This is a genomic window from Pleionea mediterranea (assembly GCF_003148745.1).
Taxonomy (GTDB): domain Bacteria; phylum Pseudomonadota; class Gammaproteobacteria; order Enterobacterales; family Kangiellaceae; genus Pleionea; species Pleionea mediterranea.
In genome coordinates, this window is the sequence record NZ_QGGU01000003.1 from 209617 (window position 1) to 227511 (window position 17895).

Annotated in this window: 15 protein-coding genes; 7 read left to right on the plus strand and 8 right to left on the minus strand. The window is 42.7% G+C overall.

Annotated elements, in window-relative coordinates:
- Window positions 1-199: 199 nt before the first annotated feature.
- The 3 genes from C8D97_RS04935 to hutG form a co-directional block, all read right to left on the minus strand.
- Complete coding sequence (locus C8D97_RS04935; RefSeq protein WP_109762531.1) at window positions 200-853, minus strand: hypothetical protein; 654 nt, start codon at window positions 851-853, stop codon at window positions 200-202.
- Between the two features lie 54 nt (window positions 854-907).
- Window positions 908-2143 (minus strand): cyclic di-GMP phosphodiesterase, encoded by a 1236-nt coding sequence (locus C8D97_RS04940; RefSeq protein WP_170115142.1) that lies wholly within the window; start codon window positions 2141-2143, stop codon window positions 908-910.
- 66 nt (window positions 2144-2209) lie between these two features.
- Window positions 2210-3445: an N-formylglutamate deformylase gene (gene hutG, locus C8D97_RS04945; protein ID WP_245411395.1), complete on the minus strand. Its 1236-nt coding sequence runs from the start codon at window positions 3443-3445 to the stop codon at window positions 2210-2212.
- 85 nt (window positions 3446-3530) lie between these two features.
- Here hutG and hutC point away from each other — a divergent pair, with 85 nt between their 5' ends.
- From hutC to pheA, 4 genes are all read left to right on the plus strand, one after another.
- Window positions 3531-4244 (plus strand): histidine utilization transcriptional repressor HutC, encoded by a 714-nt coding sequence (gene hutC, locus C8D97_RS04950; RefSeq protein ID WP_109762535.1) that lies wholly within the window; start codon window positions 3531-3533, stop codon window positions 4242-4244.
- A gap of 258 nt (window positions 4245-4502) precedes the next feature.
- Window positions 4503-6176: a urocanate hydratase gene (gene hutU / locus C8D97_RS04955; protein ID WP_109762537.1), complete on the plus strand. Its 1674-nt coding sequence runs from the start codon at window positions 4503-4505 to the stop codon at window positions 6174-6176.
- Window positions 6177-6187: 11 nt separating this feature from the next.
- On the plus strand, window positions 6188-7723 hold the full coding sequence (hutH, locus tag C8D97_RS04960; RefSeq protein ID WP_109762539.1) for a histidine ammonia-lyase: 1536 nt from the start codon (window positions 6188-6190) through the stop codon (window positions 7721-7723).
- A gap of 553 nt (window positions 7724-8276) precedes the next feature.
- Entirely contained in the window at window positions 8277-9422 is a 1146-nt protein-coding gene (pheA, locus tag C8D97_RS04965; RefSeq protein WP_109762541.1) for a prephenate dehydratase, read from the plus strand.
- 232 nt (window positions 9423-9654) lie between these two features.
- Here pheA and C8D97_RS04970 read toward each other — a convergent pair whose 3' ends face one another.
- Together C8D97_RS04970 and C8D97_RS04975 are read right to left on the minus strand one after the other, a co-directional pair.
- On the minus strand, window positions 9655-10482 hold the full coding sequence (locus C8D97_RS04970) for a putative porin (protein ID WP_109762543.1): 828 nt from the start codon (window positions 10480-10482) through the stop codon (window positions 9655-9657).
- Window positions 10483-10734: 252 nt separating this feature from the next.
- Window positions 10735-11208 (minus strand): hypothetical protein, encoded by a 474-nt coding sequence (locus C8D97_RS04975; RefSeq protein ID WP_109762545.1) that lies wholly within the window; start codon window positions 11206-11208, stop codon window positions 10735-10737.
- A gap of 129 nt (window positions 11209-11337) precedes the next feature.
- Between C8D97_RS04975 and C8D97_RS04980 the strand changes: the two genes are divergently transcribed.
- Window positions 11338-11853: a sugar O-acetyltransferase gene (locus C8D97_RS04980; protein ID WP_109762547.1), complete on the plus strand. Its 516-nt coding sequence runs from the start codon at window positions 11338-11340 to the stop codon at window positions 11851-11853.
- A gap of 41 nt (window positions 11854-11894) precedes the next feature.
- Here the strand turns inward: C8D97_RS04980 and sthA are convergent, their stop codons facing one another.
- From sthA to apbC, 3 genes are all read right to left on the minus strand, one after another.
- Window positions 11895-13292 carry a Si-specific NAD(P)(+) transhydrogenase gene (gene sthA, locus C8D97_RS04985; RefSeq protein WP_109762549.1) on the minus strand — a complete coding sequence of 466 codons (1398 nt, stop codon included), beginning with the start codon at window positions 13290-13292 and terminating at the stop codon, window positions 11895-11897.
- 129 nt (window positions 13293-13421) lie between these two features.
- Window positions 13422-13988 carry a dCTP deaminase gene (dcd, locus tag C8D97_RS04990; RefSeq protein WP_109762551.1) on the minus strand — a complete coding sequence of 189 codons (567 nt, stop codon included), beginning with the start codon at window positions 13986-13988 and terminating at the stop codon, window positions 13422-13424.
- A 118-nt stretch (window positions 13989-14106) separates the two neighbouring features.
- On the minus strand, window positions 14107-15195 hold the full coding sequence (gene apbC, locus C8D97_RS04995) for an iron-sulfur cluster carrier protein ApbC (RefSeq protein ID WP_109762553.1): 1089 nt from the start codon (window positions 15193-15195) through the stop codon (window positions 14107-14109).
- Window positions 15196-15392: 197 nt separating this feature from the next.
- On the opposite strand from apbC, the gene metG reads away from it, so the two are divergent.
- Window positions 15393-17402 carry a methionine--tRNA ligase gene (gene metG / locus C8D97_RS05000; RefSeq protein ID WP_109762555.1) on the plus strand — a complete coding sequence of 670 codons (2010 nt, stop codon included), beginning with the start codon at window positions 15393-15395 and terminating at the stop codon, window positions 17400-17402.
- Between the two features lie 65 nt (window positions 17403-17467).
- The gene (locus C8D97_RS05005) at window positions 17468-17884 is read left to right on the plus strand and encodes a hypothetical protein (RefSeq protein WP_109762556.1); all 417 of its coding nucleotides are present in this window, start codon (window positions 17468-17470) and stop codon (window positions 17882-17884) included.
- Window positions 17885-17895 lie beyond the last annotated feature (11 nt).

Consider the following 17895-nt stretch of genomic DNA (forward strand, 5'->3'; position numbering starts at 1 on the left):
AAAGCTCTTTCTTGATCACTTAAATGTTTTAGTAAGATAAATATAGAGGGAACGTTTTTAGAAAAGCATAATTAAAAGAACACCATAAAAAAGCACCTTTAAACAGGTGCTTTTTTATTTTGGTATTTTCTTTATCTTCTAAGCATCTAGCCATTAAACTCAATTGTTTACTTGCAAGCATACTCTCAAATTAAGCCATTCAGCTATGATGTTTATCTAACCACTGCTTTAATTGAAATACGTACATAAACCAGGTTAAGCCCACGGCCATTGACTTGTTGCTGCTATCCACTTTTTGTCCCTGAAGTTCATAACGCCACTGATTAGCTTGCTCAATATCTGAGAAAAAACGCTCAAATAAGGTTTCACAAACATCTGGGTTTTGCAGTTCTTGCGGAATCCACTTTTTCTCAAACGCATAACTTACTGACGCTTTTAAGCTTGAGAACTGCTCTCCCAGTTCTCTCAACAACATGTCTTTCACATACAGAGCAAATTCGGTTTTTAATAACGGAAACTCATCCGGAATGACGGCATTAACACCTAATATTGGCTCGTCCTGCTGATGAGCTTGTGAGTCTGGCGTATCTACAACCTCATGTTCAGACGTATCATCACTCGAGGACATTTGTTTGGATTCATCGACCACTTCATCGAGATTTTCTACCGCTGACTGATGGATTTTATCGCCGTACTTTTTTTCCATCTGGGCAATCAGCGCCAAGTCCTGCTCAGTAAGCTCGGTAAAATCGCCTTCGGTGTTATTAAGACGTTCGCTTAATTGCTCAAACAGTTGTAAGTCTTGCTCAGACAACAAGTTTTTAAGACGCTCAAGGTGGGACTGTAAAGACATAATATATAGGTTCTTCATTGAATAACGCTGTTGTTTAATGCCAGCGCTATCGGGTTAGACAGCCGCGATACTCAACCCTTTATCAACGTAATCTTGCAAATCGATGCCAAAGGCATGGTTGGGGATCGCTTTAATAATACGGTATGTTTGGGCAGAAGCGTCTAAATCAAGCTTTGACATATCAATTATTCGTTCTTTTCTGCGCTTTTCTTTCAGTTCGTCCAACACCATTAGGATTTTTGGACGTAATTTGTAGCGCTTATTGGTGGCTAACACGATCCCAACTTCACCATTTTCCATTTCAACAATGGAACCCGGAGGATAAATACCCCGCCATTCAATAAACTTGGTCACTAACTGAGCGTCAAAATGGGTGTCTCTCGCCTGCATTAATACTTTGTAAGCATCTAATATTGAGCGAGAACGATCGTAACAGCGATCGGATGTAACCGCATCAAAACAGTCGACAATGGCAATCAGACGAGCGTAATCGGATATTTGATGGCCTTCCAAAGCTCTAGGATAACCTTCACCATCCAACCGTTCATGATGGGAATAAGCCACATCGACAGCCGACGCTGCTACATCCTTTTTACTCAGTAAAATTTCATACCCCAACTTTGCATGTTCACGCATGATGGCCATTTCTTCAGTGGTCAATTTACCCGGCTTGTTTAAAATTTCATCAGGGACTTTGACTTTTCCAATATCATGCAGCATTCCGGCCAGACCAATTTCTTCAAGTTGATCGCGCTCATAGCCAAGAAATTTTGCAAAAGCGATGGATAACACGCCCACGTTAAGACAATGCTCGGCGGTGTACTCATCTTTATGTTTGATTAATGTCATCATCAACATGGCATTTTGATTTCTGACTATGCTGTCAACACACTCTTTGACATGCTTTTTGACGGCCGCAATTTCAAAATTTTCGCCAAGCATCACACGATCTAAAATACCTTTTATCACGCCTTTAGAATGCTTATAGGCTCTCGTTGCTGGGCGAATTTCTGCTTTGATGCTTGCAGCACTGAGCTCTTTATCGTATTGCTCTTTGAGTGTTTTAGAGACGGTGGTTTTGGCGCGAAATTGCTTGTAGTCATTTTCATCAGAAAAATCGATGTACACATATTCGCATTGCTTCTGTACGGACTGTACATCATCTTGATCCTGAAGGGTGAATCCCTGAAGCAGAAAGCTGGTTTCACTCCAGTCTCGGTCAATATCAGATACAAACATACCGACCTCTAACTGGTTAGCGAACACTTTAACTCGTTTAATATGCGACAAAACTACTAAATCCTTTTCCATGCTCTGTTATAAGGATAATAAACTTTTCATACATTTGCATAATTTTTATCGCGTTTTAGCGATAGACAACTCGTTAGAGACGTTGATTAAACTTTCCACCATTTCTTGCAGTACGGGAATAACTTGATCGGCTTTTGTTTGGTCATAACCAAGTGTCTGTTCATCCATATAAGTTGCCTGCGACAATTCTAATTGTACAGTGTGTCGATTATACGCCGGATTTGCGTATTGACGGGTAATATACCCGCCTTTAAAGCGTCCGTTTATCACCTTTGTGTAACCTTTTGTATCAAACGTTTTTAATCGCTCTGTAATGATAGAATCACAACTCTGGCCTAAATTGGTGCCAAAGTTAAAGTCCGGTAGCTGGCCTTCAAAAAAACGCGGCACACGTGACGCAATCGAATGAGCTTCAAGCAACACAGCGCCACCAAAACGCTGCTCCATAGCCGCCATCGTTTGTGACAACTTATTATGGTAAGGCTCCCAATACTGATGAGTTCGACGTTCAATCTCTGACGCATCCGGCTGCTTTCCATTTAAGTACAGTGGCTGAAGATCAAAAGCCGTCGTCGGGCAAAGTTCCGTATTATTGGCGCCCGGATACAACTCAGCACCATCACTCGGACGATTCAGATCAATCAAATACCGGGAGTAAAGTGGACTTATCAGATAACACCCGTTTTCCAAAGCAAAGTTATAAAGCACTCTTAAGTACCAGTCGGTATCTTTAACTTTTTGCGCCTCATCGGACATATTGCTGGCGACTTCAACAGGTAGACAAGTGCCGTTATGAGGCATACTGATTAATAAGGGGACACGCCCTTCAATCCACTCAAAATCTGGCGAATACACATCTGCAACATTCCTAAACGGCGTTATATCAGGCATCAGCCAGCGCTGCTTGGCGGCATCGGTGGATAATAAAAAGTCACTGTAATAACGCTTGATTTGTGTTTCGGAAATAACATCCGATGTTTCAAATAAATGCTGAACGGCCTGCCATTCTTTTGCTTCAGGCATCTGCTGTAAGGCTTCACAGGTCAAACGATAACTGGCGTAGGTTACGGTAGCATGGTATTTATCCGTTGCGCCCAAAGATTCGGCAAGCCTGCGAATGGACTCAGCTACTTTATGCAGCCCCTTGTCAAATCCGTGCTGCCAGTAGTACAGACAGGCGAGTCGAATGTGCGCCTTGTGATCAAATGCATCCCCTGGAATTTCGCAAGACTCTACTTTTTGTAAAAAATCAATGTCGTTCAATAATTGGTAATTTTGCATAATTCCACTTTAGTGATTGCTTCGAGGGAGACTATTTTATACGATCACTGCCCCAAAATCTTGTCTATACAATTAGTAGTTAATCATGCAGAAATCTGAATCCCGATATTTAAAAGTTAAGCGCCATATTATGGATGGTATAAAAAGTGGCCAGTGGAGCGCTGGTCAACAAGTACCCTCCGAAAATGAACTGGTGAAACTTTGTCAGGTCAGTCGCATGACCGCCCGACGAGCTCTGGAAGAGCTGGACTCGGAAGGCATACTGGTTCGAGTCCGCGGTAAAGGTTCGTTTGTTGCCGAAGATAAACATCAAAGCTCTCTGTTAGAAATTAAAAACATCAAGACAGAAATCACCGAGCAAGGGCACACTCATAAAGCCTCATTAATAGAAATGAGTGAAATACCCGCTTCGGTAGAAATGGCGCAACTGTTTGAACTGCCAGAACAAAGCAACCTATTCCATTCAATTATTGTGCATTATCAGGACAAAGAACCTGTACAGGTTGAAGAGCGATTTATTAACCCGTTGGCAGCTGAAGACTACTTAAAACAAGATTTTAAAGCCATTACCCCCAATGAGTATCTAACGCAAATTGCCCCGGTAACAGAAGCCGAACATATTATTGAAGCAATGGTGCCCGAAAAGCAGTTTTATAATCTACTCAATCTGGAAGATGATGAAGCAGTGTTGTTATTAACGCGTATTACCTGGTCGTTTGACAAAGCCATCAGCTACGCCAAACTGTACCATCCGGGAAAACGATACCGTCTGGGTAGTCGTTTTCATCCAAAAACCTGAAAAAATTATCCCATAGACAAGTATTGCCGTGTTTGAAATCTTAAGTTTAGACACGGCACTCTCAGAGAGCTCATCAAGCTCTCGACAAATCAAACAACCAATTTTTGATCACTAGACAAGCCGTTAAAGCTGCCTTAAATGGTAATATTTTGGTCTCCACACACTTGTCTATACAAGTATTTTAAGTATAATTTCTGCTATAACTTACCGGTTTAAAACACTGTATTTAGTATTTACTTTAGAACAAGAGGTTGATCAATGGACACCAATCGAACGGATCCCAATCGAGTCATTCGCGCACCACACGGCAGTCAGTTATCCACCAAAAGCTGGTTAACCGAAGCGCCGCTTCGAATGTTGATGAATAACCTTGATCCTGATGTTGCAGAACACCCTCAGAGTTTAGTGGTTTATGGTGGCATTGGTCGTGCAGCCCGTAACTGGGAATGTTTCGATCAAATTATTACCAGCCTGAAGAATCTGAATGATGATGAAACACTATTGGTGCAGTCGGGCAAGCCGGTCGGTGTATTCAAGACTCACATAGATGCCCCAAGGGTTTTAATTGCCAACTCAAACCTGGTTCCCGAATGGGCCAACTGGGAGCATTTCAACGAGCTCGATAAAAAAGGCTTAATGATGTACGGCCAGATGACAGCAGGCTCCTGGATCTACATTGGCAGTCAGGGAATTGTTCAAGGCACCTACGAAACCTTCGTCGAAGCAGGTCGACAGCACTTTGATGGTGATACATCGGGCAAATGGATCTTAACCGGAGGCCTTGGCGGAATGGGCGGTGCCCAACCACTGGCGGCCACTATGGCAGGCTACTCCATGATTGCGGTTGAATGTGACGAAACCCGTATCGATTTTCGAATGCGTACCCGTTATGTGGATAAAAAAGCCACCAGCATCGATGAAGCCATGACCTTATTAAAGCAAGCTCAGGAACAGGGAGCACCCGTTTCCATTGGTTTGCTGGGTAATGCCGCAGAAATTTTTCCACAAATGCAGCAGCAAGGCATTAAACCGGATCTGGTAACGGATCAAACCTCAGCGCACGATCCAATAAACGGTTATCTGCCCATCGGCTGGACCATCGAGCAATGGCGAGAAAAATCTCAAAGTGAACCAGAAACCGTATCCCGAGCGGCACGTCAATCGATGGCGAAACAGGTAGAGGCCATGGTGGCCTTCTGCCAATCAGGAATTCCAACGGTGGATTACGGTAATAACATTCGCCAGCAAGCATTTGATGAAGGTGTTAAAAACGCCTTTGAATTTCCCGGCTTTGTGCCCGCTTATATTCGCCCGCTTTTCTGTCGTGGTATAGGCCCATTTCGTTGGGTAGCACTATCCGGCGATCCGGATGATATCTATAAAACCGATCAGAAAGTAAAAGAAATCATCAATGATGATCCTCATCTACACAACTGGCTCGATATGGCGCGAGAAAAAATAAGCTTTCAAGGATTACCCGCCCGTATTTGCTGGGTTGGCCTTGGCTTACGTCACAAACTGGGACTTGCCTTTAATGAAATGGTCCGAAATGGCGAGCTGAAAGCGCCCGTTGTGATTGGTCGAGATCACCTCGACTCAGGTTCGGTCGCCAGTCCTAATCGTGAAACCGAAAGCATGCAAGATGGCTCAGACGCCGTATCCGACTGGCCATTATTAAATGCCATGTTGAATGTTGCCAGTGGTGCAACCTGGGTGTCATTGCACCACGGTGGCGGCGTGGGTATGGGCTACTCACAGCACTCCGGCATTGTTATCTGCTGTGATGGCAGCGAACAGGCAGATAAACGAATTGAGCGTGTATTGTGGAATGATCCGGCCACCGGTGTTATGCGACACGCCGACGCTGGTTATGACATTGCCAGACAGTGCGCCAAAGAACATCAGCTCAACTTGCCCATGATTCAATCGTAAGGATGTTAACTATGCGAACGTTAAAAATTATCCCCGGCCAGTTAACACTGGATGACTTACGCCTGGTGTTTGAACAGCGCGTCAAACTAGAACTTTGCGATTCTGCCATTAATGCAATTGAGCAATCGGCACAAACGGTACAAAACTGCATCGACAACAATGAAACCGTCTATGGCATCAACACAGGCTTTGGCCTGTTAGCGCAAACGCGTATACCCAACGATAAATTAACCTTGTTGCAGCAATCATTGGTACTGTCTCATGCCGCAGGCTTGGGCGACCCACTGGATGAAGCCACGACCCGCCTGTTGATGGCATTAAAAATTAATTCATTAGCGCAGGGGCATTCCGGTATTCAGTTGAGCACGCTAAACATGCTAATTGAATTATTTAATCAAAATGCTCTGCCTGTTATTCCAGAAAAAGGCTCGGTGGGTGCATCGGGTGATCTGGCTCCTCTGGCGCATATGAGCGCAGTGTTACTGGGCGAAGGACGCATCCTTCTCAACGATCAGCAATTACCAGCGACGGAAGCTCTGACCTCCATTAATCTGAAGCCCATCGAACTTGCACCAAAAGAAGGCTTGGCATTATTAAATGGCACTCAAGCATCCACGGCATTAGCACTGAAAGGTCTGTTTCTGGCAGAAAATAATTTTGCCGCGGCCATGGTAGTTGGAAGCCTCAGTGTCGATGCTTTAATGGGCAGTGTCACGCCTTTTGATCAGCGCATTCATGCCGTAAGAGGACATAAAGGACAAATTGAAACCGCTGCTATCTATCGAGACTTGTTAGCTGGCAGTCAAATCAACCAGTCTCATGAAGATTGCGATAAAGTGCAAGATCCTTATTCACTGCGTTGCCAGCCTCAAGTTATGGGCGCCTGCCTGGATCAATTACGCTACGCCGCCAATACATTATTGATTGAAGCCAATGCCGTCTCCGATAATCCCCTGGTATTCAGTGACGATGGCGATATTTTATCGGGTGGAAACTTCCACGCCGAACCCGTTGCGCTGGTTGCTGACGCAATAGCTGTCGCCGTTGCTGAAATAGGATCTATTTCAGAACGTCGAATCGCAATCTTTGTGGATAAAAATATGAGCGGCTTACCGGCTTTTCTGGTCGAGAACTCTGGTGTGAATTCTGGCTTTATGATCGCTCAGGTAACCGCAGCAGCTTTAGCCAGTGAGAACAAAACCTTTGCTCACCCGGCATCCGTTGACAGTTTACCCACCTCTGCCAATCAGGAAGATCACGTCAGTATGGCAACCTTTGCCGCTCGACGCTTAACGGATATGAATCAAAACACGGCGGGTATTTTAGCGGTTGAATTATTATGTGCCGCGCAAGGCATCGACTTCCGATCACCTCTTAAAACATCAGAGGTTTTACAAAAGGCTCATAAGGCCATTCGAAACAAAGTCAGTCATTACAGTGAAGATCGCTATATGTCTGATGATATGGCAGCCATTCAAAATGATGTTTTAAACGGCGATTATCGCGTTTTTGTACCTGGCGTTATTACCACAACACCTGCTGCGTAATAACTGAGAAAATAACCGAGGGAAAATTACTTTCCTTCGGTTTTTGATATTGCTTTGTTCTATAAAATCAGTTTTTAAGAATAATACATCCAGATTTGTTCATTTCTTTATTAACTCTTACCACTAACTCTTTGTTAACTCACTGTTTTTTGTAATATAAACAGCCTAAATTGACAAATGTTTATTTCAACTATACTCAAGTTGGGTTACCAAAAACATACGTCTGATTTCAGACACGACAACATTTTGTTGGATTGCCTGAGTACTCAATTTGATGCATGTACGGGTTTCCCAGTCTTGGTTGTTACATACATTTATTCCATCCAGTTATGGTATGCCCGGTTCCCCGCCGGGCTTTTTTATTGACTTTGAAAAAGCCAGGCATTACTTTGAGTACATGACTCAACACGCAGCTTTCTATTTTTACTTTTTTCACCTGTAAACATCGGGAGGCTGATCATCGTTTAAAAAAACCTCCCCTCTGGGAGGTTTTTTCGTTTTCAGCTCTTCAAAAAAATTAATTACTGGTCAACCCAACAAACGGACAAATATAATGTTAACCGATAGCGCACTGGAACAACTGAGACAAGCCATTGATCACATCGATATTGAACTTTTAAACCTGTTAGCCAAACGATCTCAATATTGCAATCAAGTGGGTGAACATAAAGTTTCCGCCAATTTACAAACGCGCGATCTGGACAGAGAAAAAGATTTAATTCAAAAGAAAATAACATTAGGTAAACAGCTCGGGTTAAATGAGTTTTTTGTTCATCAATTATTTGATCTGATTATCGAGCAATCGGTAAAGCATCAATACCAGATGAAAATCAAAGCAAAAAATCCCGACAAACCTCGAGTTGCTTATCTCGGTGATCAGGGCTCCTATTCACATCAGGCATTAAACAAATATTTTTCACAGCGCTCATCTGCACCGGCACCATTTGCCTATAAAACTTTTAAAGATATTTTAACCTCGGTTCAAGACAACACCATGGACATTGGTATATTGCCCATAGAAAACACCACCTCCGGTGCAATTTTGGAGGTGTATGATTTATTACAAGGTTCAGGGATCCATATTATTGGCGAAGAAATTTTAGAAATACGTCATTGTCTGGTCGGTCACAAGCACAGTCATAATCAAATCACTACCGTATTAGGTCATCCGCAAGCAATCACTCAATGCAATGATTTGATTCAATCAAACTCCAACTGGACAATTGAATATTGCGCCAGCAGCGCTGATGCTCTGGAGCAAGTCATTAAGCGTAACGAGTCAGGTGTGGTTGCCGTAGCCAATGAGTTTGCCGCCGAGCTTTATCAGCTGGATGTCATAAAATCCAATACCGCCAACAATCGCAATAACTTCACCCGCTTTATTGTTATTGGCAAACAACCTGATCACATTCCGGAGGAAGTTCCCTGTAAAGTATCGATTGTTTTTGCCACACGGCAAAATCCGGGCGCACTGGCGGATGTTTTAAACGAGCTTAAGCAACAGAGTATTGTGCTAACAAAATTACAGTCACGCCCCGTGCCAGAAAAACCATGGGAAGAATTATTCTACGCCGATCTCGAAGGTCACTTGCATGATCCAAAATTAAAGCAAGCTATTAAAAATTCTGAAGAACACTGTCAATACTTAAAAGTCTTAGGATGTTATCCGAATTGTCAGTTAGAAAAACCAACTTTATAAAGTATCTGTGCCCCACAGATGTCCCGGAACTCCTCTGATATTTCAGAGTCAGTTTTTTATAGATCAAATCATGCATAGTTGAATTTAATAAGAAACAGTATGACTTGCACATTGATTAAACAATGATTTTTATTGAACTACTCAGAGAGTAATTCACCCGCTTTATATTAATACATTGTTCATTAATTGCTTTATTTATAAGGGAGCGTCAAATAGGCACTCCCTTATCGAGTTAAAATTGGAGCGAAGCTGATATATTTAATTGCTCTTCATCAAACTCGTCTTCACCAAATGTTTCGATAGGTCTCTTTTGAAAATTAACTCTCAATCCAAAGTTTTTATTAAAATAGTGTTCGGCGCCAAAAGATACAGACTTATGATCATCATATCCAAGAGAGACCGATGTATAATTAGAGAAAAAGTATTCTCCACCCACGCTCCAGTAATCCTTTGAACTTTGAATTAAATCATCTTTAGAATAACTCAATGTTAGAGCTATATAATCGTCGTTTTCCAGTTTGGTAAAATACTTGGTTGACAGTTTTTTGTAATCAAACTGCTCTTCTGCGTAAAGTGTCACTCCCAAATAGTCGGTATCATTAATTTGATGGTTATAGGACGCTGTTAAGGATGTTATATCATAATCATCATCAAGCCCACCTCTCTCCAACTGAACCTTAAAGTTATCCGAAAAGAGATATCCCAGGCGGACACTGCTATAACCTGAACTTAAGTCACCCTCAGTTACCGTTGCACCAATTATAAAGTTCGAATAAAACCAGTCGCCCGATAGACCATAGTCACTTGTATCCTCAGAAAGATTTGACAGATAACTTACATCGAGATATGACGTTTTATTGATGTACTCGAACTCGCTTAATGGCCCTAATGATTGCTTTTTAGAAAAGTAGTAGCGACCATTTAATGAAAATAACTCACTATAGTATTCATCTGCTTCTAATTTTTTATAATTTGAATCAACAAAGAACTGATAATCTTCAGCATAAGATAAATTTAAAGAAATAATAAACCCGAATGATAGGACTGCCTTTTTAAACATAAGTTTCCCTTAGTTTTAATTTATTAATAAAAGCACTTCGACATACCATAGATAGTACGCCCAACCGAATAGTCGGACTAAAGGTAAAAAGATAAGTTCCCTTTCTCTGAAAAATTGTACTTATTCGGAAACCAAGGAATAACCCGAAGTTTTAATAAATAAAGTTATACAGTGAGAAATGCTCTACAAGTCCCAAGGGTTTAGATAATCGATTCCCATATAATCTATCTTGGTTTCTAGTATATAAAAGATTTAGTTGCACGAGCCCTTACCAGTGCTTTCCATCATAGATTCAGGATCAGTAACGAGTTTTTGATAGGTTTCAATCAGCGAGTCGCCACATTTATCAAAGTACTCTAAGGTTTGCTCAACACATTGCTCGGGAGTAGTTTCGAACCGTTGGGAAAACCCGGGTTGTTGACAAACAATATTAATGGCTTTATTGAGTGCCTGATTGACTTCTTTCTGAGAAAAGTTTTCCAGTGATAATTGGTCCAATGAAAAATTTTCTAATGACTGATTTTCCAGCAACTGAGTCGACATCTCGGAGCTATTGTCTGAAAGTTGTTGAACGGTTTCATTCCACTTTTTAATCACTGGATTTTCTTCTGAAGCATTGAATAGCTTCATACTCGGGTGCTGTGATTCCTGCTTAAAAAACAGAGGCTCAATCCAGAAAAACCAGCTGATGGCGGCAATGATGGTTCCGACAATGTATTTAAACACGCTATACGACTCCTTATTAACTTAACCTATTATCACGCCAAGTTTGTTGTAAATCAATTCACTTTGGTGCAGGCTTAACGATGACCTGCAACCCATTAACACTTAAAACGAAATACAGTGATTCAAAACATGAGCCAAGCGTTTAATAGCCTCACACCGGAATATCGTCAACAGCGACAACTGGCACACCAGCGTTGCCGTACCTACTCCCGAGATCCCAGCAAAGGGCATTTAAAACAACTCAAACAGTTGTTTTCCTATTGTGGTGAACTGGTTGTTATTGAACCCGGCTTTCATTGTGACTATGGAAAAATAGAGTTAGGTGATCGCGTATTTATTAATATCAACAATACATTTTTAGACGGCGGTCTCATTAAACTCGGTAATGACTGCTTAGTTGGCCCTAACGTACAAATCCTGACGGTTTCTCACAGTACTGACCCGACAGAACGGCTCAATAAATCCAATTACGCAAAAGATGTAATCATTGGCAATAATGTCTGGATTGGCGCAGGGGCTATTATTTTACCGGGTGTTGCCATTGGCGACAATGCTGTGATTGGTGCAGGAAGTGTTGTTACTAAAACCGTTAAAGAAAATCAGATAGTTGCAGGAAACCCTGCAATGATTATCCGCGGCGTATAAACACAAAGCGACTTAACACCGCGGAATACAAAAATAATCCTTTAAAACAGTCGATTCAATCCATTTAACGCAGCCACCCGGTAAGCTTCTGCCATCGTTGGGTAATTAAATGTGGTGTTAACAAAATAATCGATGGTATTCCCGCCATTGGTTTGCTGCATAATAGCTTGCCCGATATGAATAATTTCAGATGCACGCTCACCAAAACAATGGATCCCTAAAATTTCTTTGGTTTCACGATGGAATAACAGTTTTAAACTACCCACGGTTGTGTCGGCAATTTGGCCTCTCGCCAAATCTTTAAAACGGGCTCGCCCCACTTCATAAGGAACTTGCTCTTCAGTTAGTGCCTGCTCGGTTTTTCCAACGGAGCTTATTTCCGGAATAGTATAAATGCCCGTGGGTATGTCTTCGATAAGTCGAAGATGACACACTTCTTGTAAGATATTGGCGGCCGCAATACGTCCCTGATCCAGTGCAGCACTGGCTAACGATGGATAACCGATCACATCGCCCACGGCGTAAATGTTTTCAACATTGGTTTGATAACAGCCGTTAACTTCAAGTTGTCCACGACCGTTTGCTTTTAATCCAACTTTATCCAGATCCAGGGTATCCGTATTACCGGTACGGCCATTGGCAAATAATAAACAATCGGCCTTAATTCGCTTGCCTGATTTTAAATAAAGTACAACGCCATCCGGGTGAGCTTCTACACGATCGTACTCTTCATTATTTCGAATAATGACACCACTGTTCCAGAGGTGATAACTTAAAGAGTCGGTGATTTCTTTATCAAGAAATGATAGCAGTTGGTCACGCATGTTTACCAAATCAACTTTTACACCAAGCCCGCGAAAAATCGATGCGTATTCACAACCGATAACACCCGCACCATAAATAATGATATGCCGTGGATTACGTTTTAATGACAAGATGGTATCTGAGTCATAAACACGTTCGTGATTAAAATTTATATCGTCCGGTCGATAAGGTCGAGAACCTGTGGCAATAATAATATTTTCTGCAGTAACTTCATTAATGCTGCCATCCGCTTCGTTAATCGCAATGGTATGTTTATCGACAAAACGCGCTTCACCATAAAAAAGCTCAACACGATTTCGTTCATAAAAACCCGATCGCAATGAAACCTGCTTTTTAATCACTGACTCGGTATGTCGCTGAATATCGGAAAAGGTTAACGTTGCCGGGTGCTCCAACTCTTGGAATAAAGGATGAGAGTTGTACTCAACCAGACGGGCAACACTGTGCCTTAATGCCTTTGAAGGAATAGTGCCCCAATGAGTACAACCGCCACCGACTTTTTTATAACGTTCAACCAAAGCAACTTTTTGTTTATTTTTGGCCAGATTCATGGCCGCCCCTTCGCCACTGGGTCCGGAGCCTATCACTATGGTATCAAAATCGTATTCAGGCATATTTTTTCGCTCTTTTTATCATCGATTAACTGAAGCAACCGCAGCTAAATTTATAGTCAGGCTAGTGGTTAAACAAAAAAGCACCGCGTTTTCCGCAGTGCTTTTCTTTAAAACCTATCAATAGCAGCCTCAGGTTTTGGGTAAAGTAACACCGGTTTGCCCCTGATATTTGCCACCCCGATCTTTATAGGATGTTTCGCACACTTCGTCTGATTCGTAAAATAACATTTGCGCCACGCCTTCATTGGCGTAAATTTTTGCCGGCAGCGGTGTGGTGTTTGAAAACTCCAGAGTAACATGACCTTCCCACTCAGGTTCCAAAGGTGTGACATTAACAATAATGCCACAACGGGCATAGGTTGATTTACCTAAACAAACCGTTAATACGCTGCGAGGAATTCGAAAATATTCAACCGTACGAGCCAGTGCAAATGAGTTAGGCGGTATGATACAAACATCGGATTTCACATTAACAAAACTCTGCTCATCAAATGCTTTAGGATCAACAATTGCGGAGTTAATGTTGGTGAATATTTTGAACTCATCGGAACAACGAACATCGTAACCATAACTCGATGTACCGTAGGAAACGATTCGTTGGTCATTGGCGTATCGTACCTGCCCCGGTTCAAAAGGTTCGATCATGCCATCGCTTTCAGCCATCCGGCGGATCCATTTATCAGACTTAATTGACATTCGTCACCTCAACGTACTGTTTGCCATTCTCGGCAATGGTTAATGTTACAAATTTTCGTTTGTTAATCTTCAATTTATTATTGTAGCGGCTTTCACTGTCCGCTCATTTTGCTACTGATCAGTCGTTGGTAATGGATATTTTTGGGAACGACTGTCCGTAATCTTTGCTCAACAGTGAAAGTCTGGCACTCATAGTGCGAGCAATGGTGCGATAAATGCTCGCCACATCGCCCTCTGGATCGGCCACTACACTGGGCTTACCTTTATCGGAGTCATCACGTATTTGTTTGGTTAATGGCAAACTGCCCAAAAACTCCACATGACTGTCGCTCGCGAGATTCGAACCACCGCCTTCACCAAATATATGTTCCTGATGACCGCAATTGGAGCAAATATGCATGCCCATATTTTCTACCACACCCAGCACCGGTACCGATACTTTTTCAAACATGGAAATGGCTTTTACGGCATCCGCAAGCGCCAGATCCTGAGGTGTGGTCACAATAACCGATGCAGTCACCGGAACTTTTTGCGACAGGGTCAATTGAATATCACCAGTACCCGGTGGTAAATCCACAATTAAATAATCCAGATCTTGCCACTGGGTATCATTAATCAGTTGCTGTAATGCACCGCTTGCCATTGGCCCTCGCCACACCATCGCTTGCTCGGGATCAATTAAATAACCAATGGACATGGTTTGTACACCGTGAGTTTTCACCGGCAAAATGCGCTTTTGATCGATGGTTTCGGGCCGGGAGTCTTTCATCCCCATCATAATGGGCTGGCTTGGGCCGTAAATATCAGCGTCTAGCAGGCCTACTGAAGCCCCTTCAGCCACCAACGCTAATGCCAGATTGGCAGAAGTCGTCGACTTACCAACACCGCCTTTACCCGAGGCCACTGCAATAATGTTCTTTACACCGCTTAATGACTTAACCCCAGCCTTATGGGCATGGGCAGCCACTTGCCAATTCAATTCAACATCTGCCTGGCAGTTCAAATCGGTGTTAAGTTGCTCGGCAATTAAAGCAAGGTAATGCTTCTTTTGCTGCTCACAGGGAAAACCTGCCATCAGTTTAATTGACACACCGGCTTCCGATATATCGATGGATTTCACCCAATTGGCCGACACCAGATCTTTGCCCAGCTCAGGCAGTTCAATGCGCGATAAACTCTGTTTAATGCTTTGCTCTGTAATTGTCATTAATTCCTGACCAAGTATTGCCGTTAGACATTAATAAATGTGCCGCGATTATAACCAAATCGTTGCCTCATTAATATGCCCTGAGGCTATGCAGTAGATATATTTTAACCGTAAGATTTGCTATAGTTCGCCGTTTGCGGAATAAACGCCTAATTGCAGGCAAAAAGCGCCTTTTTCTGGGTTAAACAGGTTAAAAAATGAGCCGAAAAATATTAGTCACCAGTGCCCTTCCCTACGCCAATGGTTCCATTCATATTGGTCATATGCTTGAGCATATCCAAACCGACATTTGGGCCCGCTTCCAAAAGTTGCGCGGGCATCAGTGCATCAGCGTTTGTGCCGACGATACCCACGGCACTCCGATAATGCTAAAAGCGCAGTCAGAAGGCATAACACCTGAACAGCTCATTTCCAAAACACGCGAAGAGCACCTGAAAGATTTTCAAGACTTTCATGTGGATTACGACAATTACCACTCGACTCACTCGGAAGAAAACAAAACCCTTAGTGAATTAATCTATTCCCGACTGGATAAAAAAGGCCATATTGCCAAACGCACCATTTCCCAATTATTCGATCCAGAGAAAAAAATGTTTTTGCCGGATCGATTTGTTAAAGGCGAATGCCCGGAGTGCGGTTCGGAAGATCAGTACGGTGATAATTGCGATAATTGCAGCGCCACCTACAGTCCGACCGAGCTAAAAAATCCCAAGTCAGCGGTTTCTGGAGCAACGCCGGTGTTACGCGATTCCGAACATTACTTTTTCAAATTGCCTGACTTTGAAAAGATGTTAAAACAATGGACACGTAACGATCACGTCCAGGAGCAGATTGCCAATAAACTCGACGAGTGGTTTGATGCTGGATTAGAGCAATGGGATATATCGCGCGATGCCCCTTACTTTGGTTTCGAAATTCCCGGTGCACCCAATAAATACTTTTATGTCTGGGTTGATGCCCCCATTGGATATATGGCGAGTTTTAAAAACCTGTGCGATAAAACCGAAGGTTTAGAGTTTGACGAATACTGGAACAGCAACAGCGATGCTGAGGTTCATCACTTTATTGGTAAAGACATTGTGTACTTCCACACGCTTTTCTGGCCAGCAATGTTAGAAGGAGCTGACTTTCGAAAACCGACCAAAGTTCATGCCCATGGTTTCTTAACCGTCAATGGCACAAAAATGTCAAAATCAAAAGGCACTTTTGTTAAAGCCAGAACCTTTTTAAATCATCTTAACCCTGAGTTTTTACGCTACTACTTTTTGGCCAAGCTAACCGGACGTGTGGATGACTTTGATTTAAGCTTTAGTGATTTTATTGCTCGGGTAAATTCTGATCTGGTTAACAAGTACATCAACATTGCCAGTCGCTGCGCCAACTTTATCAGCAAAAAGTTTGATGGCCATCTGGCCAGTGGATTAGAAGACCATCCACTGATTAAAGAGTTCCAGCAATCCGCTGACACCATTGCCAACTATTACGAAAATAAAGAGTTTGGTCGAGCGGTAAGAGACATAATGGGATTAGCGGATAAAGCCAATAGATACATAGACTCTGAAGAGCCCTGGGTTAAAATTAAAAGCGAAGCAACCGCGGCACAAGTGCATGAAATCAGCTCGGTTGCCATTAACCTATTCCGTATTTTAACCATTTACTTGAAACCGGCACTGCCCAAAATCGCTGAGCAGGTCGAAGCTTTCTTAAATGTAGAGCCGCTAACCTGGCAAGACACACAAAGTGTATTGCAAGGGCACGCTATTAATCGCTTTAAACCCATGATTAAACGAGTAGAACAAAAGCAGATTGACGATATGATTGAAGAATCGAAACAGGAAAATGAAGCCGCTAACCAACCGCAACTGGCGGAGCCGCTTAAAGAAGAAATTCAGTTCGCAGATTTTGATAAAATCGATCTGCGCATTGCTAAAATCGTCTCGGCCGAACATGTCGAAGGCGCTGATAAGTTACTTAAATTGAAACTTGATCTTGGCGGTGTCGTCAAACAAGTATTCGCAGGTATTAAATCGGCTTATAACCCTGAGGAACTGGAAGGTAAGCTAACCGTTATGGTGGCTAACCTGGCACCCAGAAAAATGCGTTTTGGTATGTCAGAAGGTATGGTTCTGGCGGCAGGTCCCGGCGGAAAAGATCTTTGGATACTGAATCCCGATGAAGGTGCCGAACCCGGTATGCGCGTTAAGTAAGCTAAGCAGGTTATACTAAGCCAAACCCGGTCAAGCATTCGAGAGTATATAAGAGAGTAATCTTTATGTTATTAACTGGCGATCCCTTTGCGCTTTATCAGGCAACCTGGTGGAGTTATATTGGTTGCGGCGTATTGTTTCTGCTGTTGGTATGGTGGAAAGTTCGTCAGTGGAACTTTTATGGTCAGTGGGCGTTGTTAAGCTTTTTTGCCGCAGGTGCTTTTAGCTTTACTCAGGTGCCCGATGCAACCAGCTCGGCTCCGGCGGCCATTGCCTTTATCCTGGAACTGGAAAACGAAGGCGCTGCCGGTGAAATCGCCATGTTGTCACACATTGCTATCGTCTGGGTTTGCCTGTTTTTACTGGCTGTGATTACGCGAGTAGTATGGCATCAGTATTTTAATCAAAACTCTTCTGGTGAAACATCAGCCAACCACCAGCACCAAACTCAGGAACCCAAATTGCCAGAAGACAATCGCTAATGGATTAAATT

Bases quoted from the DNA above. Each gene is read 5' to 3' on its own strand.
- C8D97_RS04935 (WP_109762531.1), bottom strand. From the start codon at position 853: ATGTCTTTACAGTCCCACCTTGAGCGTCTTAAAAACTTGTTGTCTGAG.
- C8D97_RS04970 (WP_109762543.1), bottom strand. From the start codon at position 10,482: ATGTTTAAAAAGGCAGTCCTATCATTCGGGTTTATTATTTCTTTAAAT.
- dcd (WP_109762551.1), bottom strand. From the start codon at position 13,988: ATGTCAATTAAGTCTGATAAATGGATCCGCCGGATGGCTGAAAGCGAT.
- C8D97_RS04980 (WP_109762547.1), top strand. From the start codon at position 11,338: ATGAGCCAAGCGTTTAATAGCCTCACACCGGAATATCGTCAACAGCGA.
- apbC (WP_109762553.1), bottom strand. From the start codon at position 15,195: ATGACAATTACAGAGCAAAGCATTAAACAGAGTTTATCGCGCATTGAA.
- hutU (WP_109762537.1), top strand. From the start codon at position 4,503: ATGGACACCAATCGAACGGATCCCAATCGAGTCATTCGCGCACCACAC.
- hutG (WP_245411395.1), bottom strand. From the start codon at position 3,445: ATGCAAAATTACCAATTATTGAACGACATTGATTTTTTACAAAAAGTA.
- hutC (WP_109762535.1), top strand. From the start codon at position 3,531: ATGCAGAAATCTGAATCCCGATATTTAAAAGTTAAGCGCCATATTATG.
- sthA (WP_109762549.1), bottom strand. From the start codon at position 13,292: ATGCCTGAATACGATTTTGATACCATAGTGATAGGCTCCGGACCCAGT.
- metG (WP_109762555.1), top strand. From the start codon at position 15,393: ATGAGCCGAAAAATATTAGTCACCAGTGCCCTTCCCTACGCCAATGGT.
- C8D97_RS05005 (WP_109762556.1), top strand. From the start codon at position 17,468: ATGTTATTAACTGGCGATCCCTTTGCGCTTTATCAGGCAACCTGGTGG.
- pheA (WP_109762541.1), top strand. From the start codon at position 8,277: ATGTTAACCGATAGCGCACTGGAACAACTGAGACAAGCCATTGATCAC.
- hutH (WP_109762539.1), top strand. From the start codon at position 6,188: ATGCGAACGTTAAAAATTATCCCCGGCCAGTTAACACTGGATGACTTA.